Here is a 20,582-nt window from a genome sequence, read left to right on the forward strand (position 1 = left end):
GCAAACGTATAAATTACGATCAGGTCTCACCTGTCATAGAATGTCTGCAGAATGATGGTGCTTCGGGTGCGGACATTGGCGGTGGCGCGGATCTCCTGCAGCAACTGTTCGAGATGCCGGGGCGAGGCCACCCGGACGAGCAGCATGTAGCTCTCCTCCCCCGCCACCGAATGGCATTCCTCGATGCCGGGGATGTGCTGGAGCAGGGCCGGAGCATCGTCGGGCTGCGAGGGATCGAGAGGAGTGATCGCGACGAATGCCGAGAGCAGTTGTCCCAGCGCCTCCGGGTCGACCTTCGCGGAATATCCGCGGATCACGCCGCGCGCCTCGAGCCGGCGCACTCGCGACTGCACCGCGGATACCGACAGACTGGCCTTCTCGGCGAGATTGGACAGCGTGGCCCGGCCGTCGGCCATCAATTCGCGGATCAGGAGCCGATCGATGTCGTCGAGAACAGGTTTCGCAGGTGCATCCGCCATCAGCGAAGGCTAACCCAGCAGGCGGTGGCCGGGGCCGGAAACGATCTCCCACCGGTGCGAAGCCCCCCCATCAACCGATTTCGGAAACGGAGCCGCAGATGACATCCGCACCCGTTCTGCCCACCACCGGCGAACTGCGCGATCGGGCCGCGCGCCTGCTGCTCGAACTCGGCGTCGACCCGGTCGATTCGGGCGACCTGCCGGCCCGCACACCGATCACCGGCGGTGAGCTGATGCGCGTCCCGGCCACCTCCGCATTCGACGTGACCTGTGCGATCGACAAGGCGCACAGCGCTTTTCAGGCGTGGCGATCCGTGCCCGCACCGCAGCGTGCCGCGGTGGTGCGGCGGCTGGGACGACTACTGGCCGACAATCTCGACGCGCTGGCCGAACTCGTCACCCTGGAGGCGGGCAAGATCGGCGCCGAGGCGCGCGGCGAGGTGCAGGAGATGATCGACGTCTGCGAATTCGCCGTCGGCCTGTCCCGCCAGCTGTACGGCCGCACCATGGCTTCCGAACGACCCGGGCATCGGCTCATGGAGACGTGGCATCCCCTCGGGGTGGTCGGGGTGATCTCGGCGTTCAACTTCCCGGTCGCGGTCTGGTCGTGGAATACCGCGATCGCCCTGGTCTGTGGCGACACTGTGGTGTGGAAACCCTCGCAGACGACGCCGCTGACCGCGCTGGCCTGCGATGCGCTGCTGCGGCGCGCGGCCCTCGACGTCGGCGCCGACCCGCGGATCCACCAGCTGATCCAGGGTGGCGCCGACGTCGGCACCCAGCTCGTCGACGACGAACGGGTGGCTCTGGTCAGCGCCACCGGATCGGTGCGGATGGGGCAGGCGGTGGCACCGCGGGTGGCGGCGCGTTTCGGCCGGTGCCTGCTCGAGCTCGGCGGTAACAACGCCGCGATCGTCACCCCGTCCGCGGACCTCGACCTCACCACGCGGGCCGTGGTGTTCGCCGCGGCGGGAACGGCCGGACAGCGGTGCACGACACTGCGGCGGGTCATCGCGCATGTGGATGTCGCTGGGCCGCTGCTTGATCGGATGAGCGCGGCGTATCGCCAACTGCCCGTGGGCAATCCGCTCGACGACTCGGTCTTGGTCGGGCCGCTGATCGACGGCCGCGCCCACACCGCGATGCGGGCGGCGATCGACCGTGCGCTCGCCGACGGGGGCGAATTGATCTGCGGCGGTGAGCGCGTCGAGGTCGGCGGCGACGATTCCTACTATGTACGTCCCGCGATCATCCGGATGCCCGCTCAGACCGCGATCGTGCGCGAGGAGACGTTCGCGCCGATTCTCTACGTGCTCACCTATCACGATCTGGATTCCGCGATCGCCCTGCACAACGCTGTGCCACAGGGGCTTTCGTCGGCCATCTTCACCGGCAACCAGCGCGAGGCGGAACGATTCCTGGCCGCCGACGGCTCCGACTGCGGCATCGCCAATGTGAACATCGGCACCTCGGGTGCGGAGATCGGCGGTGCGTTCGGCGGTGAGAAGCAGACCGGCGGCGGACGCGAATCGGGCTCCGACTCCTGGAAGGCGTATATGCGCCGCGCCACCAATACGGTCAACTACTCCACCGAACTGCCGCTGGCACAAGGCATTCGGTTCGGCTGAGCGTTCAGCGCTCCGGTTCGCGCGCCATGGCGCGGACCTGGTCCTCGTAGGCGGCCCGTACCGCCGCATCGCCCGGATGCAGCGCCCGGTCGCCGTCGAAGAGGCCGCGCACCATGCGCACGACCGATTCGGGGGCGGCCGCCAGCGCGATGTCGACGGGATCGAGATACTGCGGCACCGCCACCTCGGCCCGCCGGGTCCGGCAGGTCTTGATGATCGCGGCGGCGACGTCGATCGGGTCGACCGTGGGCAACCCGCGGCCCAGGGTCAGCCCCGAGGACAGGCGGGTGCGCACCGCGGAGGGCAGCACACAACTCACGCTGACCCCCGATTCGGCGAATTCCAGCCGGGTCGCGGCCGAGAGTCCGACGGCGGCGAACTTGCTCGCGTTGTACACCGCCAGCCCGGGCAGCGGGATTTTTCCGGCCAGCGAGGCGACGTTGACGATATGACCGCGGCCGCGGTCGATCATCGCCGGCGCGACGGCGCGCATACCGTGGATGAGTCCCCAGACGTTCACATCGATCGTGGTGTGCCCCACGGCATCCGGTTCGCCGAGGAACGGGCCCGCGGGCATCACTCCGGCGTTGTTCACCAGGACGTCGATCCGGCCCAGGTCGGCGACGACCCGGTCCCACTGCTCCCGGTCGCGCACGTCGAGTTCGACCGCGCGGGCGCCGATGTCGGCCGCCGCGGCGGTCGCGGCCGCGGCGTCCACATCGGCGAGGACCACGTCGGATCCCTTGTGCGCGAACAACTCCGCCGTGGCCCGGCCGATGCCGCGACCGGCGCCGGTGACGAGAACGCGGGCTGCGGCCAGGTCGATCGGCGGATAGCCGGTACCGAACAGGTTCATGCGAATTCACTCCGTTCCATGGCGCTGCGGGTGCTGCGCAGACTGTGCTCGAAGGTCTCGCCGCGCCGGCGGCCGTCCATGAAGTTCGGGCCCATGACCGCCAGGTCGGCCGCGGTCACCGCCAGCCGCAACACACGGGTTCCGGCCGCGCGCACGGCGGCGATCTCCGATTCCAGTTGCGCGCTCATCGGCCCGCGGAGCTGACGCTCCAGCCAGTGTCCCGGTCCGCGGCGGGCACCGACCGCGCCGAAGCCATCGGTGTCAGCACCACCAGTTCGTCCAGGCCCAGCGGCAGCAACAGATCCACCGAGGCGGTGGAGGCGGCGCCGCCGTCGACGAACCGCCGACCGGCGATCGGCACCGGCGGGAACCAGCCCGGAACCGCCCACGACGCCCGCAGCGCCTGGCCGATCGTCGCGGCCGGCGCCTCCGGTGCGCCGAAGGCGACCCGCTCGCCGGAGTCGTAGTCCATCGCGACCAGCCACGCGGCCGGATGGGCGAACCAGTCCCGGTCACGGTTCAGATCGGTGGCCAGGCGCTGCAGCCAGCTCGCATCGCCGCCGCCGAGCGGCAGCAGCCGGCTGCCCGCGGTCAGCAGGGCTTGCCGGGAACGATTGCCGTGCAAGGCCATTCGCGGGGCGCCGAGGCGGGGACGGGGCAGCGGCGGGAAGCGGCCCGGTTCGTCGGCCATATGCCGGGCCAGGATCGGATCGGCGACGGTGCCGCGCTGCATCGCCACCAGATCGTCGACGGAGACTCCCGAGGCCAGCATCGTCACCATTTCCGCGCCGGCGGACGTGCCGATCAGCGCATCGGCCTCGCGCGGATCCCACTGCAGGACATCTCGCACCGCCGCGAGCGCCGCCACGATCCAGGCCGCGCCGACCGTGCCGCCGCATCCGATCGCCAGGCCACGCCGCTGTAACCCGTTACTGTTACGCATAGTCTCAAACACTAGCGGGCGAGGGCCACGATGCGCGGCCCGATCGGCCGATCGCAACCGTTCGGCAATGAACGGCCCCGGCTACCGCCAGGGCATGTACTGCAGACTCCAGGTATTGCCGTCGGGGTCGGCGAAATGGGCGTACAGCACACCACCGCCGACATCGGCGATCGCGCCCACCGCGACGCCCCGCGCGACGAGTTCCGCGCGCGCTGCCTCGATATCGGCCACGACAAGATGCAATCCGCGCAGGGAGCCGACCGCGCCGTCCGCGGTGGGGACGCCTTCGGACAGCAGGATCGAACAGGCGGAACCGGGTGGAGTCAGCTGCGCGATCCGCACGCCCGGTGCCGGAGCCACGTCCACATCGAGATGGAAGCCGAGCCTATCGCGATAGAACTCGATTCCCCGGTCGATATCGCGCACCGGAACCGGCACCAATTCGAGCAGCATCGTGCCGGGCGGGACCGGCGGGTCGGCGGGGTCGTTCGTCACCTGTGCGGGGTCGGCCGGAATCTGGGTCACAGTGTCGGGACGCTCGCTCATGTCGGTCCCATCGTCGGTAGCCACCGCGGTCGCGGCCAGCCTATCGGGACGAGCCGTGGACCGGCGCCGATCCGTCCGCGTCGGCGACCCCGTCCGCCGAGCTCGAGCCCGGAAATGCGCCCGAGGGACTTCGCCGCCGGGTCTCGATGTCGGTGCCCGGGTGCACACTGAACCCATGCAGCAGTTCTCCCGGCCGACCCAGGAGTGGTTCGACGGTGCGTTCCCCGCGCCCACGACCGCCCAGCTGGGAGCCTGGGAGGCGATCTCCGCGGGAGAACACACCCTGGTGATCGCGCCGACCGGGTCCGGTAAGACTCTGTCGGCCTTCCTGTGGGCGATCGACCGGCTCGCCACCCGCGAACCCACGGACGGCCCGCAGCGCACCGCCGTGCTCTATATCTCCCCGCTCAAGGCCCTCGCGGTCGACGTCGAGCGCAATCTGCGCGCACCCCTGGTGGGCATCACCCGCACGGCCGCGCGGCTCGGTATGCCCGCCCCGGAGATCAGCGTCGGCGTGCGGTCGGGCGATACCACCCCGGCCGATCGGCGGACCCTGCAGCGCAAGCCGCCCGACATCCTGATCACCACCCCGGAATCGCTGTACCTGATGCTCACCTCGGCGGCCCGCGAGACGTTGTCGCAGGTCGGCACCGTGATCGTGGACGAGGTCCACGCGATCGCCGGTTCCAAGCGGGGGGCGCATCTGGCACTGTCGCTGGCCCGGCTCGACCAGCTCACCGAGCGGCCCGCCCAGCGCATCGGGTTGTCGGCGACCGTTCGTCCGCCGGAGGAGGTGGGGCGCTTTCTGGTCGGCTCGGCGCCGATCACGATCGTGTCGCCGCCGGCGCCGAAGACGTTCGACCTGTCGGTGCGGGTGCCGGTGGCGGATATGACCGAGCCGGACGAATCCGATCAGCCGGGCTCGATCTGGCCGCATGTGGATGCCGCGATCGTGGATCTGGTGCTGGCGCACCGCTCGTCGATCGTGTTCGCGAATTCGCGGCGGCTGGCCGAACGCCTGACGGCGCGGCTGAACGAGGAATACGCCGAGCGGATCGCCGAACCCGACGAGGCGGAGGAGGTCGCGGGACGCCGCGAGCACGCGCCGCCCGCCCAGCTCGGGTCGCCGACCGAGGTCAATCACGGGGCGGCGCCGCTGCTGGCCCGGGCCCATCACGGCTCGGTGAGCAAGGAACAGCGCGCCATCATCGAAGACGATCTCAAGAGCGGCCGGTTGCGGTGTGTGGTGGCGACCAGCAGCCTCGAGCTCGGTATCGATATGGGTGCGGTGGATCTGGTGGTGCAGGTCGAGGCGCCGCCGTCGGTCGCGGGCGGGCTGCAGCGGGTCGGACGCGCCGGACATCAGGTGGGTGAGATCTCGCGCGGGGTGATCTTCCCCAAACACCGCACCGATGTGATCCACTGCGCCGTGGCGTCGATGCGGATGACGGCGGGACAGATCGAGGAGTTGAAGATCCCCGCCCATCCCCTCGACATCCTCGCCCAGCAGACCGTGGCCGCCTGCGCACTGGAACCGATCGATGTCGACGAGTGGTTCGAAACGGTCAGGGGGACAGGAAGTTTCGCCGCGCTGCCGCGCTCGGCGTACGAATCGGTGCTGGACCTGCTGTCGGGTCGATATCCCTCCGACGAATTCGCCGAGCTGCGTCCGCGCCTGGTGTGGGATCGCGATGCGGGCACTCTGACCGGGCGTCCCGGCGCTCAGCGCCTCGCGGTCACCTCCGGCGGCGCGATTCCCGACCGTGGCCTGTTCCCGGTGTTCATGGTCGGCGAAAAGGCTTCGCGGGTAGGCGAACTCGACGAGGAGATGGTCTACGAATCGCGCGTGGGCGATGTGTTCGCCCTCGGCGCGACCAGCTGGCGCATCGAGGACATCACCCACGACCGGGTCCTCGTCTCCCCCGCGTTCGGCCTGCCGGGCCGACTCCCCTTCTGGCACGGCGATTCCCTCGGGCGTCCGGCCGAATTGGGCGCGGCCCTGGGCGAATTCATCCGCACAGCCGGTCAGGCGGTCGAACACGCACCGGCCGGGCGGATCGCGGAACTCGTGCGAGACGCGGGTGGGTCCGATGCGGCGCTCGACGGCGAAGCACTCGACTCCGGGCCGGCGACGCGCGGCCGCGGACGGCAGCAGTCCGCGCGCCGGGCCGCGGGGAACGGCGCCGATTCGTTCGGCGACGAGCAGCCGCAGTCCCCGGCGGCGCGTGCGGAAAGTCCTGCGCGGCAACGCCGATCGTCCGCGGACCCCAGCGGAAACGGCGCCACGCGACGCACGCCCTCCCGCGCGGGAGCCTCGGCCTCCAAGGCGGGTAAGACCGCCGCGAAGGGCGGCGAACTGGTCGAACTCGAACAACTCGTCCACGCCGCCGGCCTGGACGATTTCGCGACGGCGAATCTGGTCTCACTGCTGGCCGAGCAGCGGCAGGCCACCGGCCATCTGCCGACCGATCGCACGCTGCTGGTCGAACGCTTTCGCGACGAACTCGGGGATTGGCGGCTGATCCTGCACTCGCCCTACGGTCTACCGGTGCACGCGCCGTGGGCGCTCGCGGTGGGCGCGCGGTTGCGGGAGCGGTTCGGGGTCGATGCCGCACCGACCGCCTCCGACGACGGCATCGTGGTCCGGCTGCCCGACACCACCGACGATCCACCGGGCGCGGAACTGTTCGTCTTCGAACCGGACGAGATCGACGACGTGGTGACCGAGCAGGTGGGCGGATCGGCGCTGTTCGCCTCCCGCTTCCGCGAATGCGCGGCGCGAGCGCTGCTGTTGCCGCGCCGGGATCCCGGCCGCCGCGCGCCGCTGTGGCAGCAGCGCCAGCGCGCCGCCCAATTGCTCGATGTGGCAAGGAAATTCCCCGACTTCCCGATCCTGCTGGAAACGGTGCGCGAATGCCTGCGCGACGTCTACGACCTGCCCGCCCTGCGGGATCTGCTGACGAATGTGGCGCGGCGCAAACTGCGCCTGGTCGAGGTGGAGACCGCCGCCCCGTCACCGTTCGCCAACGCGTTGCTGTTCGACTACATCGGCCAGTTCATGTACGAGGGCGACAGCCCGCTGGCCGAGCGTCGCGCGGCCGCGCTGTCGCTGGATTCGAGTCTGCTCGCCGAACTGCTGGGGCGGGTGGAACTGCGCGAACTCCTCGACGCCGCGGTCCTCGAACTGACCGAACGCGAACTGCAGCGGCTGACCCCCGAGCGCCACGCCCGCGACGCGGAAGGGCTCGCCGACCTGCTGCGACTGCTCGGCCCACTCACCCCGGCCGAGGCGGCCGCGCGCTGCACCGCCGACCCGAACCCGTGGTTCGCCGAATTGCTGCGGGCCCGGCGCGTTCTCGAGGTGTCGTTCGCGGGATCGCGGTGGTGGACGGCGATCGAGGACGCCGCCCGGTTGCGCGATGCCCTGGGCGTCCCCCTGCCGATCGGCACCCCGGCGGCCTTCATCGAACCGGTCGCCGATCCCCTGGGTGATCTGATCGGGCGCTACGCCCGCACCCACGCCCCGTTCACCCTCGACGCCGTCGCCCGGCGCTTCGGAATCGGACCGGCCGTCGCCGCCACCGCCCTGCACCACCTCGGGGCCGAGAAGCGGGTGGTGGAAGGTGAATTCACGCCGGGCTCGGCCGGTGCGGAATGGTGTGACGCGCAGGTGTTGCGCCGGCTGCGCCGCCGTTCGCTGGCCGCGGCGCGCAAGGAGGTCGAGCCGGTATCCACGGGCGCGTTCGGCCGGTTCCTGCCGGCGTGGCAGCATATCGGCACTTCGACACTGCGCGGCGTGGACGGTGTCGCGACGGTGGTGGAACAGCTTGCGGGCGTGCCGATTCCGGCCTCGGCGTGGGAGTCGCTCATTCTGCCGTCGCGGGTCCGTGACTACACACCGGCGATGCTCGACGAACTCACCGCCTCCGGTGAGGTGCTCTGGTCCGGCCACGGCGCCATCACCGCGAAGGACGGCTGGATCGCCCTGCATCCGGCGGATCAGGCACCGGTCACGCTGGCGCCGCCGCAGGAGATCGACTTCACCGATGTCCAGGTGCGCCTGCTGACGGCGTTGGGCGCGGAGCTGACGGTGGCGACCGGCGACGCGATCGCGCTCGATGGCGATGGCGACGACGCGGCCGCCACCGAACCGGCTGCGTTCGGCGGCAACCGGATCGTTGCGGTGGCGGGCGGCGCCTACTTCTTCCGGCAACTGTCCGACGCCACCGGGGTGCTCGACGATGCGGCCGTGGCGGCGGCACTGTGGGAGCTGGTGTGGGCGGGGTATCTGTCCGGCGACACCTTCGCCCCGGTCCGGGCGCGACTGTCCGGCACAACCCGCAGCACCACCGCCCACCGCACCCCGCGACGAACCCCGCGCGGCCGCATGTACCTGCCGCGACCGGCCATGCCGACCCGAACCGGCCCGCCCGCGGTGGCCGGTCGATGGTCGCTGCTGCCACAGCGCCTGCCGGACAACATCATTCGTGCCCACGCCACCGCCGATCTCCTGCTGGAACGCTACGGGGTGCTGACCCGGGGTTCGGTGCAGAACGAGGAGATTCCGGGCGGCTTCGCGCTCATGTACCGGGTGCTCACCGAATTCGAGGATCGCGGGCGCTGCCGGCGCGGTTATTTCGTCGATACTCTCGGCGGGGCGCAGTTCTCCACCACCGACGTGGTGGATCGGCTGCGTTCCTACGATTCCGACCGGGTGGGCGGCGACATCGGCCGGGGCGGCACGGTCGCGCTCGCCGCCTGCGATCCGGCCAATCCGTACGGCGCCGCACTGCCGTGGCCGAAGAACGCGGGTGAGGGAGCCGGACACCGTCCGGGCCGTAAGGCGGGAGCCCTGGTCGTCCTGGTCGCGGGCGAGCTGGCACTGTACCTGGAACGCGGTGGTAAGACTCTGCTCACCTTCACCGAGGACCCCGAGATCCGGACCGAGGCCGCGGCCGCGTTGGCGGCTCTGGTCCACGACCGCCGGATCGACTCACTGGTCGTCGAACGCGTCGACGGGGAATCGGTGCACGGCAACACCTTCGCCACATTCCTCACCGACGCCGGCTTCCACACCACTCCCCGGGGCTTCCGGCTCCGGAGCACAGCATGAGACCGGCGCGCATCCTCGGGCGACACAGGGGGTGAACGGCGATGCCGGAAGGAGATACCGTCTACCTCGCGGCGGCCCGGCTGCGAACCGCGCTGGCGGGAAAGACGCTGACTCGCAGTGACTTTCGTGTCCCGCGCTATGCCACGCTCGATCTGCGCGGCAGCCGGGTCGACAGCGTCGGCAGCTACGGCAAACACCTGTTCGTGCGCACCGAAAAGGTCAGCATCCACACCCATCTCAAGATGGAGGGCACCTGGCGGGTCTACCGCCCCGGCCAGCGGTGGACCAAACCCGGATTCACCGCGCGCCTAATTCTCGCCACCGACGACACCGAAGCCGTCGGCTTCTCCCTCGGCCTGGTCGAGGTGCTCCCGCTCGCCGACGAGCACACCGCCATCGATCATCTCGGCCCGGATCTCCTGGGCCCGAATTGGGATGCGGCCGAGGCGGTCCGCCGGCTGCGCGCGGACCCGGAGCGGCCGATCGGGCTCGCGCTGCTGGACCAGACCGTCATGGCCGGAGTCGGCAACATCTTCCGCAGTGAGATCTGTTTCGCCGAGCGGATCCACCCGGCCACTCCGGTCGCAGCCGTACCCGATCTCCCCGGACTCGTCGACGCCGCGCACCGCATCCTCGAGCGAGCGGCCCACCATCCACCCCGGCCCGCGGTGGTCTACGGCCGGCAGCGCCAACCCTGCCGGCGCTGCGGATCGATGATTCTCGTCCGCATGTTCGGACCGGATGCCGCCTCCGCCACCGCCACCGAACGCGGCATCTACTTCTGCCCTCGCTGTCAGCCCGCACCCGAGACGCCGGAACCGAGGGCCGCACGCCGGGCTCGCCGCTGACCGGGACGAAGCACAATGTTTGCCGATCGATAGCTATATTTCTTTCGGCCGCTAACGTTTCGGAGCGTGAGCGCGACATAAGGGCGACACAGATCGTCACCGGTCGGGAAGCAGGGCAGATGGCATATGCGAGCACCGCGATGCGTCGTAGCACACGGCTCGTCACCCAGCTGATGATCACCGCCATCGCCATCGCGGCCACCGTGCTGTTCACCTATGCCCTGCAGCACTCGCCGAGTACGGGCCCCGTGCATTCCGGTCACACCTCGGCGCCCACGTCGACCGCGCCCTGACCGCTATCCCTGCGGAAGCGGCACCGGTTCCAGAATCTCCGGACGAGGTTCCGGTGCGGCGGCGCGCAGGGCGTCGGCCGAGACGTCGTCGGGCTGGGTCTGCGACCGTATCTCGGCGTCGACCCGGGCGTTGTACGTCCCGACCTCGCGCCGGATCTGCTCCTCGTCCCAGCCCAGCACCGGCGCCACCAGCCGCGCCACCTCGTCGGCGCATTCGGTGCCGCGGTGGGAGAACTCGATGGAGATCCGGGTGCGCCGGGCCAGGATGTCGTCCAGATGCAGCGCCCCCTCGGCGGCCGCCGCGTACACCGCCTCCACCCGCAGGTAGCTGGGCGCGTCCGTAATCGGCTGCAGCAGTTCGGGTTTGCCCTCGGCCAGATCGAGTACGTCGGTGATCAGGGCGCCGTAGCGGTTGAGCAGATGTTCGATCCGGTATGGGTGCACACCGTAGGTCTGCGCCAGCTGCGGCGTCTGGTTGAGCAGGGCGAAGTAACCGTCGGCGCCGAGCAGCGGCACCTTGTCGGTGATCGAGGACGACACCCGCTGCGGAATGTCGTGAACGGCGATATCCACCGCGTCGTAGGCCATCACCCGGTAGGTGGTGTACTTGCCGCCCGCGATGGCGACCAGACCGGGCGCGATCTGCGCCACCGCGTGCTCGCGCGACAGCTTGGACGTCTCGTCGCTCTCCCCGGCCAGCAGCGGCCGCAGCCCCGCGTACACACCCTGGATATCGGCGTGGGTGAGCGGGGTGACGAGCACCTCGTTGATCCGTTCGAGCAGATAGTCGATATCGGCCTTGGTGGCGGCCGGATGGGCCAGGTCCAGATTCCAGTCGGTATCGGTGGTGCCGATGATCCAGTGATTGCTGCCCCACGGAATCACGAACAGCACCGAGGTCTTGGTGCGCAGAATCAGCGCGGCGTCGCTGGCGATCCGATCGCGCGGGACCACGATGTGCACACCCTTGGACGCGCGCACATGGAATCGGCCGCGTACATGCGACAGCGCCTGCAATTCGTCGGTCCACACGCCCGTCGCGTTGATCACGACATGTCCGCGGACCTCGGTGGTGCGCCCGTCCTCGCTGTCGCGCACCTTCACTCCGACCACCCGGTCGGCCTCCCGCAGGAAGTCCACGACCTGCGTCGATGTGCGGATCACCGCGCCGTAGTGGGCGGCGGTCCGGGCCACCGTCATGGTGTGGCGGGCGTCGTCGACCACGGTGTCGTAGTAGGTGACCCCGCCGATCAGCGCGTCCCGGCGCACCCCCGGCGCCAGCCGCAGCGCGCCGGACCGGGTCACATGATGTTGTCCCGGAACGGATTTCGCGCCACCCATGGTGTCGTAGAGCACGAGTCCCGAGGCGACGTAGGGCCGCTCCCAGCCGCGGTTGGTCAGCGGGTAGAGGAACCGCAGCGGTTTCACCAGATGCGGGGCCAGTGTCTTCAGGCTGAGCTCACGTTCCCGCAGCGCCTCCCGGACCAGCCCGAATTCCAGTTGCTCGAGGTAGCGCAGGCCGCCGTGGAACATCTTCGACGAACGGCTCGACGTGCCCGAGGCCAGATCGCGCGCCTCCACCAGGGCCACTTCCAGGCCCCGCGTGGCGGCATCGAGGGCGACGCCCGCGCCGACGACCCCGCCACCGACTACGATGACGTCGAAATGCTTGGCGCCCAAGCTTTCCCAGCTGGCCTCCCGCTGCTCGGGCCCCAGTTCTCCGGTGTGCTGACCGTGTGATTTCTCGTTCATCGCTCGACTTCCTCCGCACTGTTCGGTGGGATCGTCCTGCGTTACCCGTCGGTAATCGCTACTACCCTAGTCCACCGCCGGGCCCGCGGCGATGTGATGCGCGGCGCGTGCGAGGTTTAGTAGCCTGCACGGATGCGACGCTTCGTGGCCGCCATCGATCAGGGGACAACCTCGAGCCGGTGCATCGTGTTCGACCGCTCCGGCCGCATCGCCGGCCTCGGGCAGCGTGAGCACGAGCAGTTGTTCCCACGGCCGGGCTGGGTCGAGCACGATGCCGAAACCATCTGGCGCAACACCGAATTCGTGATCGGCGCCGCCCTGGAGGACGCCGGGATCGGCGCCGGGGACATCGCCGCGGTGGGCGTCACCAACCAGCGCGAAACCACCCTGGTCTGGGAGCGCGCCACCGGGAAGCCGGTGGCCAACGCCATCGTCTGGCAGGACACCCGCACCGCGGCGCTGTGCGACGAGCTGGCCGGCGACGTCGGTCCCGCGCGCTACGCCGACCGGACCGGACTGCCGCTGAGCACGTATTTCGCCGGGCCCAAGCTGCGCTGGATCCTCGACAACGTCGAGGGGGTGCGCGCCCGCGCGGAGGCCGGGGATTTGTGCTTCGGCACCATGGACAGCTGGATCCTGTGGAAGCTGACCGGCCGTCATCTCACCGACGTCACCAACGCCTCCCGCACGATGCTGATGAATCTCGAGACGTTGCAATGGGATTCGCAGATCTGCGCGGAGTTAGGCATCCCCGTCTCGATGCTGCCGCAGATCCACAGCTCCTCGGAGGTGTATGCGGAGATCTCCGCCGGACCGCTCGCCGGGGTTCCGGTGGCCGGCATCCTGGGCGATCAGCAGGCCGCGACCTTCGGGCAGGCGTGCCTGTCGCCGGGCGAGGCCAAGAACACCTACGGAACCGGCAATTTCATGCTGCTCAACACCGGTACCACTCCGGTATTCAGCAAGCACGGCCTGCTGACCACGGTCTGCTACCGGCTCGGCGACCAGCCCGCGGTGTACGCGCTGGAGGGGTCCATCGCGGTGACCGGATCCCTGGTGCAGTGGTTGCGCGACAACCTCGGCATCGTCGAATCCGCGGCCGAGATCGAACCGCTGGCCCGCAGTGTCGACGACAACGGCGGCACCTACATCGTGCCCGCCTTCTCGGGTCTGTTCGCACCGCGGTGGCGGCCGGACGCGCGCGGCGTGATCAGCGGACTCACCCGTTTCGTCACGAAGGCGCATCTGGCCCGAGCGGTCCTGGAGGCCACCGCATTTCAGACCCGCGAGGTGATCGACGCGATGCGCGCCGACGCCGAGGCGGAGAATCTCGGCGTCGAACTGACGACTCTCAAGGTCGACGGCGGCATGGTGGCCAACGAACTGCTCATGCAATTCCAGGCCGACATCCTGGATGTGCCGGTGGTGCGGCCGGTGATCACCGAGACAACCGCGCTCGGCGCCGCCTACGCGGCCGGATTGGCCGTCGGTTACTGGTCCGGAACCGACGACATCCGCGCCAACTGGTCCGAGGACAAGGTATGGCAGCCGACCATGTCCGACACCGACCGCGAACGCCTCTACGCCGAGTGGAACAAGGCCGTCGAACGCACCTACGGGTGGGCTGATTAAGCCAGCCCACCCGTAGTGTCATTGACCGTCGACGCTACCGTGACGCACTACCAGTCACCGCGGGCATCTCGTCGACACTCCAGGCTGACACTGCGGCGGCGGCGGTGTCGACGTGCAGTTTGTCGATACACCTGGCTGACAAGGACCACTTGCCGCTGCCACGCTCGGCGCGAACCCGATGAGTGACACGACAATCGCTACCCCGAAAACAACCTTTGCGGACATCACATTCTCCCTCCCTTGAGTCCACATGGATCGTAACGGCAAGATCAACTACTGCGCAATTGCGAAAATTATTGCGCTAGTGGGTAATCGAGGTAACGGATCACTCTGCGGCGGCGAAGAGCCGGTCGACCGCATGCTCCAACGTCGCCGCATCCGACGTGGTGAAACACAGGCGCATCGAGCCGCGGTAGGGCTGCGAGACCGCGAAGGCGGAGCCCGGGACGTAGGCCACGCCGTGGTCGATCGCGCGCGGAAGCAGTTCGACGGTATCGGTGCCGTCGGTGAAGTCGAGCCACACGAACATGCCGCCGGCGGCGTCGGTGCTCACCACCCGGTCGCCGAAACGGGTGCGAACCGCGTTCACCAGGGCGGTGGCACGCTCGCCGTAGATGCCGCGCACCTTGTCCAGGTGGGCGCCCAGCCACGGCTCGTCGGCCAGCAGGTCCGCGGCGATCTGCTGGGTGAGCGCCGAACCGCAGAGATCGGCGCCCTGCTTCAGCAATTCCACGCCACGGCACACCGCGTTCGGGGCGATCATCCAGCCCACCCGCAGTGTCGGCGCCAGGATCTTCGAGGCGCTCGACAGCCGGATCACGTTGGGCGAGTAGGAGGCAACGGCCTGCGGCGCGGGGCGATCGAACCAGAGCTCGCCGTACGGATCGTCCTCGACCACCCAGAAGCCGTAGCGTTCGGCCAGCGCCGCCAGTTCGCGACGACGCTGCGGGATCAGCGTCACACCCCGCGGGTTGTGGAAATTGCTCACCGTATGCACCAGCGCCGGACGCTCGCCGCGCTCGAGCAGTTCGGCCAGAGCGTCGACACGCATACCGTCGGAATCCAGCGGAATCGCCACGATCCGCGCCCCCGCCGCGCGGAACACCTGCAACGCACCGACGTAGGCCGGATCCTCGACCACCACGAGAGCGCCCGGATCCAGCAGGACCTCACCCAGCAGCGAGAGAGCCTGCTGCGAACCGTGCGTGACGAAGATCTCCTCCACCGGCACCGGCCGGCCGAGTCGCACCGACTCCCGCGAGGCGAGCACCTCACGCAGCGGCCCCCAACCCGCGGACTCGGTGTACTGCAACCGGGACGGGTCGGCCAGCGCCGACTCCGCGGCGCGGGCGATGGCATCGCGCGGCATCAGCTGTTCGTCGGGCAGGCCCCCGGCCAGGCTGACTATGTCCGGCCGGGAGGTCAGCTTGAGCAGATCCCGAATCGCCGAACTCTGCAGACCGCCCAGCCGACGGGACAGGGGTGGAGTATGCGGCGACATGGAGACCTCCGAGCGAAAAGGGTGGTACCTCCACTTTCGCACAGCGACATCCACAATATGAACTCAAATTCTCATATTGTGAGATTTAGAACGATTGGATCAGTTGGATGAGGTTCCGGCCTCCCTGATTCACGGTCGTGATGACCTCCAGATACAACGACTTCGTACCGTCGGGGTGGAACTCCGAGACCTCGACGTTGAACTGGTTGGGCGCGGTCGTCGCGATCCGCAGGCAGTACGTCGTGCCCTTCGGGATGTGCTCGTCGATGGTCTTCTGCAGGTCCGGCGGGGCCTGCACGTTCGCCCCAGGAGCGATGAAGGTGTGCGCCTTCTCGGCATTGCGATCGGTGTAATACGCGTGCTGGTAGCCGAAGATTGCGTTCGCACCGCTCGAGGTGTCGCCGGGTCCGTTGCCGTAGACCAGATTGCCCTCGGTGCGGGCCTGGCAGCCGGTGCCGTCGGCCGCATTGGTCGCACCACCGGCCTGCGCATTGTCGGACTTGTCGCCACCACCGCTCGTGGCGAAGACGACAACCACGATCAACGCCACGATCAGCACGACCGCCGCGCCGATGCTGCCGATCAGGACCGTCTTGTTGCGGCCGGCCTCGGCGGGTTCCGGTCCGGGCACCGGCCGCGAGGGCGCGAGCTTCTTGGCCAGCTCGTCGTCGTCCCACAGCGAGCCCGAACCCGATTTCTGCTCGGCGCCACCGCGCGGCACCGTGAGCTTCTTCGCCAGTTCGTCGTCGTCCCACAGCGAGCCCGTGGTTTCCCGCGGCGGGGTGGGTGGGAAGCCGGAATCGTCTGCGCGCCACCAGGTTCCGCGGTCCGCGTCGGCACCGCCGGCGTCGGGGTAGCGCACCGTCTCCGGGGCGCGTGCCGCGTCCGTGCCGTGCGGCGGCTCGGGAACGCGGCGGGTTTCGGGCGCGGGCGTCCGCATGGTTTCCGGCGCGGGCGTCCGCATGGTTTCCGGCGCGGGCGTCCGCACGGTTTCGGGCGCGCGTGGCGTCTCCGGTGCCGGGTGGCGAACGGTTTCGGGCGCCGCGGTCGAATCCGGCGCGCGGTACTGCGCGGGCGGTGGCGGTACGGACGGCGTCGCGGGAGTGTCGGCGGGCTGCCAGCCCAGTGTGGGACGCTCCGGTTCTCCGACCGGCGCCCAGCCGACTGCACCCGTTTCACCCGTCGGCGGCCCGAAATCGTTCAGCGGTGGTCCGAATCCGGAAACCGGCGGGCCGAATTCCGACTCGCCTTCGTCCCGGCCCTGATCGTCGCCGGAGGCCATCACCCGTTCCTTCCCCGAGACACACGCGTGGGGCGGTCGCGAACGACCGCCCCACGCGCCGATTCAGTCTGTATCAGTACTGGATCAGTACTGGACCGTGCCACCCCACTGTGTGGTCGCACCAGCGACATTCACCGTTTGCGGAGCGATATCACCCTGCGGGAGTCTACCAATCTGAGCGGCCGCATCCAGTGCCGCGGCGCCGCCCGGCTGCTGCTTGATCCAGCCTTCGACGGCCGCCTTGGCCGCATTGGCCTGGGTGGTGTCGACGTAGCTCTCGGACTTCATGTCGTCGAAGCCAGTGGCGTGGGTGTACGAGGTGATCTTGACCTTGTTCGCCTCGACGAACTCCACCGACACACCAGCGTCGCCCACCCCGTTGGGAGTGCTGTAGCCGACCGTGCCGACATACCCGTCGAGGTTGCTGAAGTGGTGGGTGTTGGCCACGTAGCCCGGCAGCAGCCCGCCACCGTCGACGTTGGCGCCGACCTCGGTGTGCGGGCCGTTCATCTGCACGACCGGCGCGGCCGGTGCGGACTGCAGGCTCGGAGAGGTCCACTGCGCCTGCTGCGAAGGGGCCGAGTTGCCCTGCTGGCTACGCAGCGTGTCCATGCTGCCGTCGTGCGACTGCGGCTTGTTCGGGGTGCCCACGGTCTGGTCCGGCGACTGCTGACCCGGCTTCAGCTGGTCGGCCTGACCGTTCGGGGTGGGCTGGTCCGGAACGACGGCCGGCTGCACCTGGCTGCCCTGACCCGGCACCGGCAGCGGCGCGACACGCGGGGTGGTCACACCCGGCTGCGTCGGCGAGGCCAGGTTCTGGTCCGGCTTCGGCGCGTTCTGGTTCGGGGTCGTGACGCCCGGCTGCGGGGTGGTGACGCCCGGCTGGTTCGGCGTGGTGACACCCGGCTGATTGGGGGTGGTGACGCCCGGCTGCGGATTGCCGTTGCGCTGGGGCCCATTCTGCTGGGTCCCGTTCTGCTGGTTGTTGTTCTGCTGCGGCCCGTTCTGCTGAGTGCCGTTCTGCTGCGGGGCGTTCTCCTGCGTGCCCGGCGCGTTCTGGCTCTGGCCGTTGTTGTTGTTGTCCTGCGCGGGGGCCTCGTTGGTGGCGCCCGGCTGCGCCGGAGTGGTCGGCACGCTCGGCTGATCGGCCGGCGCGGCACTCGCCGTACCCGACGCGAGGATGGTTGCCACGGCGGCCGCGGTGGCCAGTGGCAACGACGTCGTGGCCATCGCTCGCTGCGCCCGACTCGGCTTACGATGTTTCACTGTCTCGCAATCCCTTTCCCGAGCTCGGCCACTGCCACCGACCGACGAACGCCGTCCGATGGGGCCGTCTCCATTGGTCCCTCATCGATGTCCGGCCCGCACCCTGCTGCGGTCCGCGAGCCGCTCGCGGATTCCCGGCCCGGGAAAGATTGCATTCCCCCCGCACGTGAACCTGCCAACCGCCCACCACTGACATCTCTGCCGGAAGTGAACCACACGAACAAGTTTCAGGCAACTGGTGCTACCCGGCCGTGGGAAGCCGCACTCCGTCCGGCAAAACGTCAAGCGGGGCAGCACATTTGAAACAGCAGCCGCCCACTAATCGAGGTCGTCGTGACGCATCAGTTGCCGCGCCGCCTCGGTGACCGATCCGGACAGCGACGGGTACACCGAGAACGTCTGTGCCAGGTCGTTCACCGTCAGGTTGTTCTGTACCGCGATCGCGATCGGCAGGATCAGTTCGGAGGCGATGGGCGCGACCACCACGCCACCGATCACCACGCCGGTGGCGGGCCGGCAGAAGATCTTCACGAAACCGCGGCGCAGGCCCGACATCTTGGCCCGCGGATTGGTGTTGAGCGGCAGCATCACCGTGCGCGCGGGCACCTCACCGTTGTCGATCGCGGTCTGGCTGACACCGACCGTGGCGATCTCGGGCCGAGTGAACACCGCGGAGGCGACCGTCTTCAACCGGATCGGCTGCACGCCCTCGCCGAGTGCGTGATACATCGCGATCCGGCCCTGCATCGCCGCGACCGAGGCCAGCGGCAGCAGCCCGGTGCAGTCGCCGGCGGCATAGATCCCGGGCACCGCCGTCCGCGAGACGCGGTCGACGCGCAGATAGCCGCCGCGGTCGAGTTCGATGCCGATGCGCTCGAGGCCCAGATCCTGGGTATTGGGCGTGGAACCGACCGTCATCAGCGCATGGGAGCCGGTGACCGTGCGCCCGTCGGACAGTTTGACCACGATCCCGTCCGCGGTCCGCTCGACGGCGTCGGCCCGGGCCTGCTTGACGAGCTCCACCCCGCGTTCGGCCAGGGCGTCCTCGAGGACCAGCGCGGCGTCGGCGTCCTCTCCCGGCATCATCCGGTCGCGGCTGGAGACGAGCTTCACCTTCACGCCCATCTCGGTGTACGCGGAGACGAATTCGGCGCCCGTGACACCGGAGCCGACCACGACCAGCGTTTCCGGCAGCTCCTTGACGTCGTAGAGCTGACGCCAGGTGAGAATGCGCTCACCGTCGGGTTCGGCGCCGCGCAGCACCCGCGGGCTGGCGCCGGTGGCGATCAGGACGATCTCGGCCTCCATCACCCGTTCGGTGCCGTCGGCGAGCGTCGCGCGCACCAGATGTGTGGCCAGACCGGCGATCTGGTCGATCAGCTGACCGCGGCCGTTGAGGATGGTGACTCCGGCGGCCTGCAACTTGGACCGGATGTCGGACGACTGCGCCTGCGCCAGCGCCTTCACCCGGGAGTTGACCTCCGACAATCGCACCTGCGCCTGCGCCATGTGCAGCGTGATGCCCAGATCACGCGCGCGGCGCAGGTCGGTGCGCACCCCGGTCGAAGCGATGAAGGTCTTGGACGGGACGCAGTCCCACAGCACGCATGCGCCACCGATACCGTCGGAGTCGATCACGGTGACCGTGGCTCCGTGCTGAGCTGCCACCAACGCCGCCTCGTAGCCGGCGGGGCCGCCCCCGATGATTGCAATGCGGGCCATGTGTACCTCCGCTATCGAGCCGTCCGGCCGGGATCTCCGGCACTGCCGTCAACGTTATCGGTCCTGCTCCTCATCGTTTTGACCGCGTCATGGGTGACGTTGCGCGTGTCACCTTCCGGTAATTCTCCGGACATTCGCCCGCCTCGCCGAAGACAGGAATGGCCCGAACCCGGCCGGATCGAAACAAGCGGTCCCTACATTCGATACTCTTGCCAGGTGCCGATATACGCCGCCTACGGATCCAATATGGACCCGGAGCAGATGCTCAAGCGCTGTCCGCACTCCCCCGTCTACGGAACGGGCTGGCTGGAAGGGTGGCGCCTGACCTTCGCCGGCGACGACATCGGCTGGGAAGGGCCGCTCGCGACGGTGGTCGAGGATCCGGGCTCCCGGGTCTTCGTCGTGCTGTACGACGTCTCCGCCGAGGACGAGCAGAGCCTCGACCGGTGGGAGGGTTCGGATTTCGGTATCCACAAAAAGATCCGGCTCCGGGTCTCGCCCAATTCGGGCACGGGTACGCAGCCGGGTTTGGCGTGGCTGTACGTGCTGGATGCCTACGAGGGCGGGCTGCCCTCGGCCCGCTACATCGGTGTGATCGCCGACGCGGCCGAAAAAGCCGGAGCCCCGGCCGATTACGTCCACGCGCTGCGCACCCGCAACAGCCGCAACGTCGGTCCGGGGACTTTCGGCTCGATGTAGCCGGACGACCGCGGGGACAGAG

At 69.2% G+C, this 20,582-nt stretch carries 14 protein-coding genes and 1 pseudogene; 6 read left to right on the plus strand and 9 right to left on the minus strand.

The annotated features are described in order from the left end of the window. Window positions 1–26: 26 nt before the first annotated feature. Complete coding sequence (locus A5780_RS35960) at window positions 27–479, minus strand: Lrp/AsnC family transcriptional regulator (protein ID WP_030513603.1); 453 nt, start codon at window positions 477–479, stop codon at window positions 27–29. A 98-nt stretch (window positions 480–577) separates the two neighbouring features. Between A5780_RS35960 and A5780_RS35965 the strand changes: the two genes are divergently transcribed. Then, complete coding sequence (locus A5780_RS35965) at window positions 578–2,107, plus strand: aldehyde dehydrogenase family protein (protein WP_064911251.1); 1,530 nt, start codon at window positions 578–580, stop codon at window positions 2,105–2,107. 4 nt (window positions 2,108–2,111) lie between these two features. On the opposite strand, the gene A5780_RS35970 is transcribed toward A5780_RS35965, so the two are convergent. From A5780_RS35970 to A5780_RS35980, 3 genes and pseudogenes are all read right to left on the minus strand, one after another. Beyond that, entirely contained in the window at window positions 2,112–2,963 is an 852-nt protein-coding gene (locus A5780_RS35970; RefSeq protein WP_064911252.1) for an SDR family NAD(P)-dependent oxidoreductase, read from the minus strand. After that, window positions 2,960–3,906: pseudogene (locus tag A5780_RS35975) on the minus strand (patatin-like phospholipase family protein). The gene A5780_RS35970 and the pseudogene A5780_RS35975 overlap by 4 nt, the downstream one beginning before the upstream one ends. An 81-nt stretch (window positions 3,907–3,987) precedes the next feature. Then, window positions 3,988–4,359 carry a VOC family protein gene (locus tag A5780_RS35980; RefSeq protein ID WP_063015969.1) on the minus strand — a complete coding sequence of 124 codons (372 nt, stop codon included), beginning with the start codon at window positions 4,357–4,359 and terminating at the stop codon, window positions 3,988–3,990. Window positions 4,360–4,627: 268 nt separating this feature from the next. Between A5780_RS35980 and A5780_RS42340 the strand changes: the two genes are divergently transcribed. From A5780_RS42340 to A5780_RS40490, 3 genes are all read left to right on the plus strand, one after another. Next, entirely contained in the window at window positions 4,628–9,565 is a 4,938-nt protein-coding gene (locus A5780_RS42340; RefSeq protein WP_082976917.1) for a DEAD/DEAH box helicase, read from the plus strand. A gap of 41 nt (window positions 9,566–9,606) precedes the next feature. Continuing rightward, complete coding sequence (locus A5780_RS35995) at window positions 9,607–10,413, plus strand: DNA-formamidopyrimidine glycosylase family protein (RefSeq protein WP_063015932.1); 807 nt, start codon at window positions 9,607–9,609, stop codon at window positions 10,411–10,413. A gap of 119 nt (window positions 10,414–10,532) precedes the next feature. Further along, on the plus strand, window positions 10,533–10,706 hold the full coding sequence (locus A5780_RS40490; protein WP_156511422.1) for a hypothetical protein: 174 nt from the start codon (window positions 10,533–10,535) through the stop codon (window positions 10,704–10,706). A 3-nt stretch (window positions 10,707–10,709) separates the two neighbouring features. On the opposite strand, the gene A5780_RS36000 is transcribed toward A5780_RS40490, so the two are convergent. After that, window positions 10,710–12,458 carry a glycerol-3-phosphate dehydrogenase/oxidase gene (locus A5780_RS36000; protein ID WP_064911253.1) on the minus strand — a complete coding sequence of 583 codons (1,749 nt, stop codon included), beginning with the start codon at window positions 12,456–12,458 and terminating at the stop codon, window positions 10,710–10,712. 132 nt (window positions 12,459–12,590) lie between these two features. Between A5780_RS36000 and glpK the strand changes: the two genes are divergently transcribed. Continuing rightward, window positions 12,591–14,090 carry a glycerol kinase GlpK gene (glpK, locus tag A5780_RS36005; protein WP_064911254.1) on the plus strand — a complete coding sequence of 500 codons (1,500 nt, stop codon included), beginning with the start codon at window positions 12,591–12,593 and terminating at the stop codon, window positions 14,088–14,090. 325 nt (window positions 14,091–14,415) lie between these two features. On the opposite strand, the gene A5780_RS36010 is transcribed toward glpK, so the two are convergent. From A5780_RS36010 to A5780_RS36025, 4 genes are all read right to left on the minus strand, one after another. Next, window positions 14,416–15,591, minus strand: coding sequence for a PLP-dependent aminotransferase family protein (locus tag A5780_RS36010; protein ID WP_064911255.1), 1,176 nt, complete (start codon window positions 15,589–15,591; stop codon window positions 14,416–14,418). Between the two features lie 85 nt (window positions 15,592–15,676). After that, on the minus strand, window positions 15,677–16,873 hold the full coding sequence (locus A5780_RS36015) for a hypothetical protein (protein WP_064911256.1): 1,197 nt from the start codon (window positions 16,871–16,873) through the stop codon (window positions 15,677–15,679). Window positions 16,874–16,957: 84 nt separating this feature from the next. Next, window positions 16,958–18,103, minus strand: a complete 1,146-nt coding sequence (locus A5780_RS36020; RefSeq protein ID WP_231983205.1) for a hypothetical protein — start codon at window positions 18,101–18,103, stop codon at window positions 16,958–16,960. Between the two features lie 354 nt (window positions 18,104–18,457). Further along, window positions 18,458–19,876 (minus strand): NAD(P)H-quinone dehydrogenase, encoded by a 1,419-nt coding sequence (locus A5780_RS36025; protein WP_227462903.1) that lies wholly within the window; start codon window positions 19,874–19,876, stop codon window positions 18,458–18,460. A 201-nt stretch (window positions 19,877–20,077) separates the two neighbouring features. On the opposite strand from A5780_RS36025, the gene A5780_RS36030 reads away from it, so the two are divergent. Further along, window positions 20,078–20,560, plus strand: a complete 483-nt coding sequence (locus A5780_RS36030) for a gamma-glutamylcyclotransferase (RefSeq protein ID WP_063015633.1) — start codon at window positions 20,078–20,080, stop codon at window positions 20,558–20,560. Window positions 20,561–20,582 lie beyond the last annotated feature (22 nt).

Source organism: Nocardia sp. 852002-20019_SCH5090214 (assembly GCF_001665865.1).
Taxonomy (GTDB): Bacteria; Actinomycetota; Actinomycetes; order Mycobacteriales; family Mycobacteriaceae; genus Nocardia; species Nocardia nova.

What these genes read in the sequence shown, in the direction of transcription:
- A5780_RS35960 (WP_030513603.1), bottom strand. Translation starts at nt 479, where the DNA reads ATGGCGGATGCACCTGCGAAACCTGTTCTCGACGACATCGATCGGCTC.
- A5780_RS35965 (WP_064911251.1), top strand. Translation starts at nt 578, where the DNA reads ATGACATCCGCACCCGTTCTGCCCACCACCGGCGAACTGCGCGATCGG.
- A5780_RS35970 (WP_064911252.1), bottom strand. Translation starts at nt 2,963, where the DNA reads ATGAACCTGTTCGGTACCGGCTATCCGCCGATCGACCTGGCCGCAGCC.
- A5780_RS35980 (WP_063015969.1), bottom strand. Translation starts at nt 4,359, where the DNA reads ATGCTGCTCGAATTGGTGCCGGTTCCGGTGCGCGATATCGACCGGGGA.
- A5780_RS42340 (WP_082976917.1), top strand. Translation starts at nt 4,628, where the DNA reads ATGCAGCAGTTCTCCCGGCCGACCCAGGAGTGGTTCGACGGTGCGTTC.
- A5780_RS35995 (WP_063015932.1), top strand. Translation starts at nt 9,607, where the DNA reads ATGCCGGAAGGAGATACCGTCTACCTCGCGGCGGCCCGGCTGCGAACC.
- A5780_RS40490 (WP_156511422.1), top strand. Translation starts at nt 10,533, where the DNA reads ATGGCATATGCGAGCACCGCGATGCGTCGTAGCACACGGCTCGTCACC.
- A5780_RS36000 (WP_064911253.1), bottom strand. Translation starts at nt 12,458, where the DNA reads ATGAACGAGAAATCACACGGTCAGCACACCGGAGAACTGGGGCCCGAG.
- glpK (WP_064911254.1), top strand. Translation starts at nt 12,591, where the DNA reads ATGCGACGCTTCGTGGCCGCCATCGATCAGGGGACAACCTCGAGCCGG.
- A5780_RS36010 (WP_064911255.1), bottom strand. Translation starts at nt 15,591, where the DNA reads ATGTCGCCGCATACTCCACCCCTGTCCCGTCGGCTGGGCGGTCTGCAG.
- A5780_RS36015 (WP_064911256.1), bottom strand. Translation starts at nt 16,873, where the DNA reads ATGGCCTCCGGCGACGATCAGGGCCGGGACGAAGGCGAGTCGGAATTC.
- A5780_RS36020 (WP_231983205.1), bottom strand. Translation starts at nt 18,103, where the DNA reads ATGGCCACGACGTCGTTGCCACTGGCCACCGCGGCCGCCGTGGCAACC.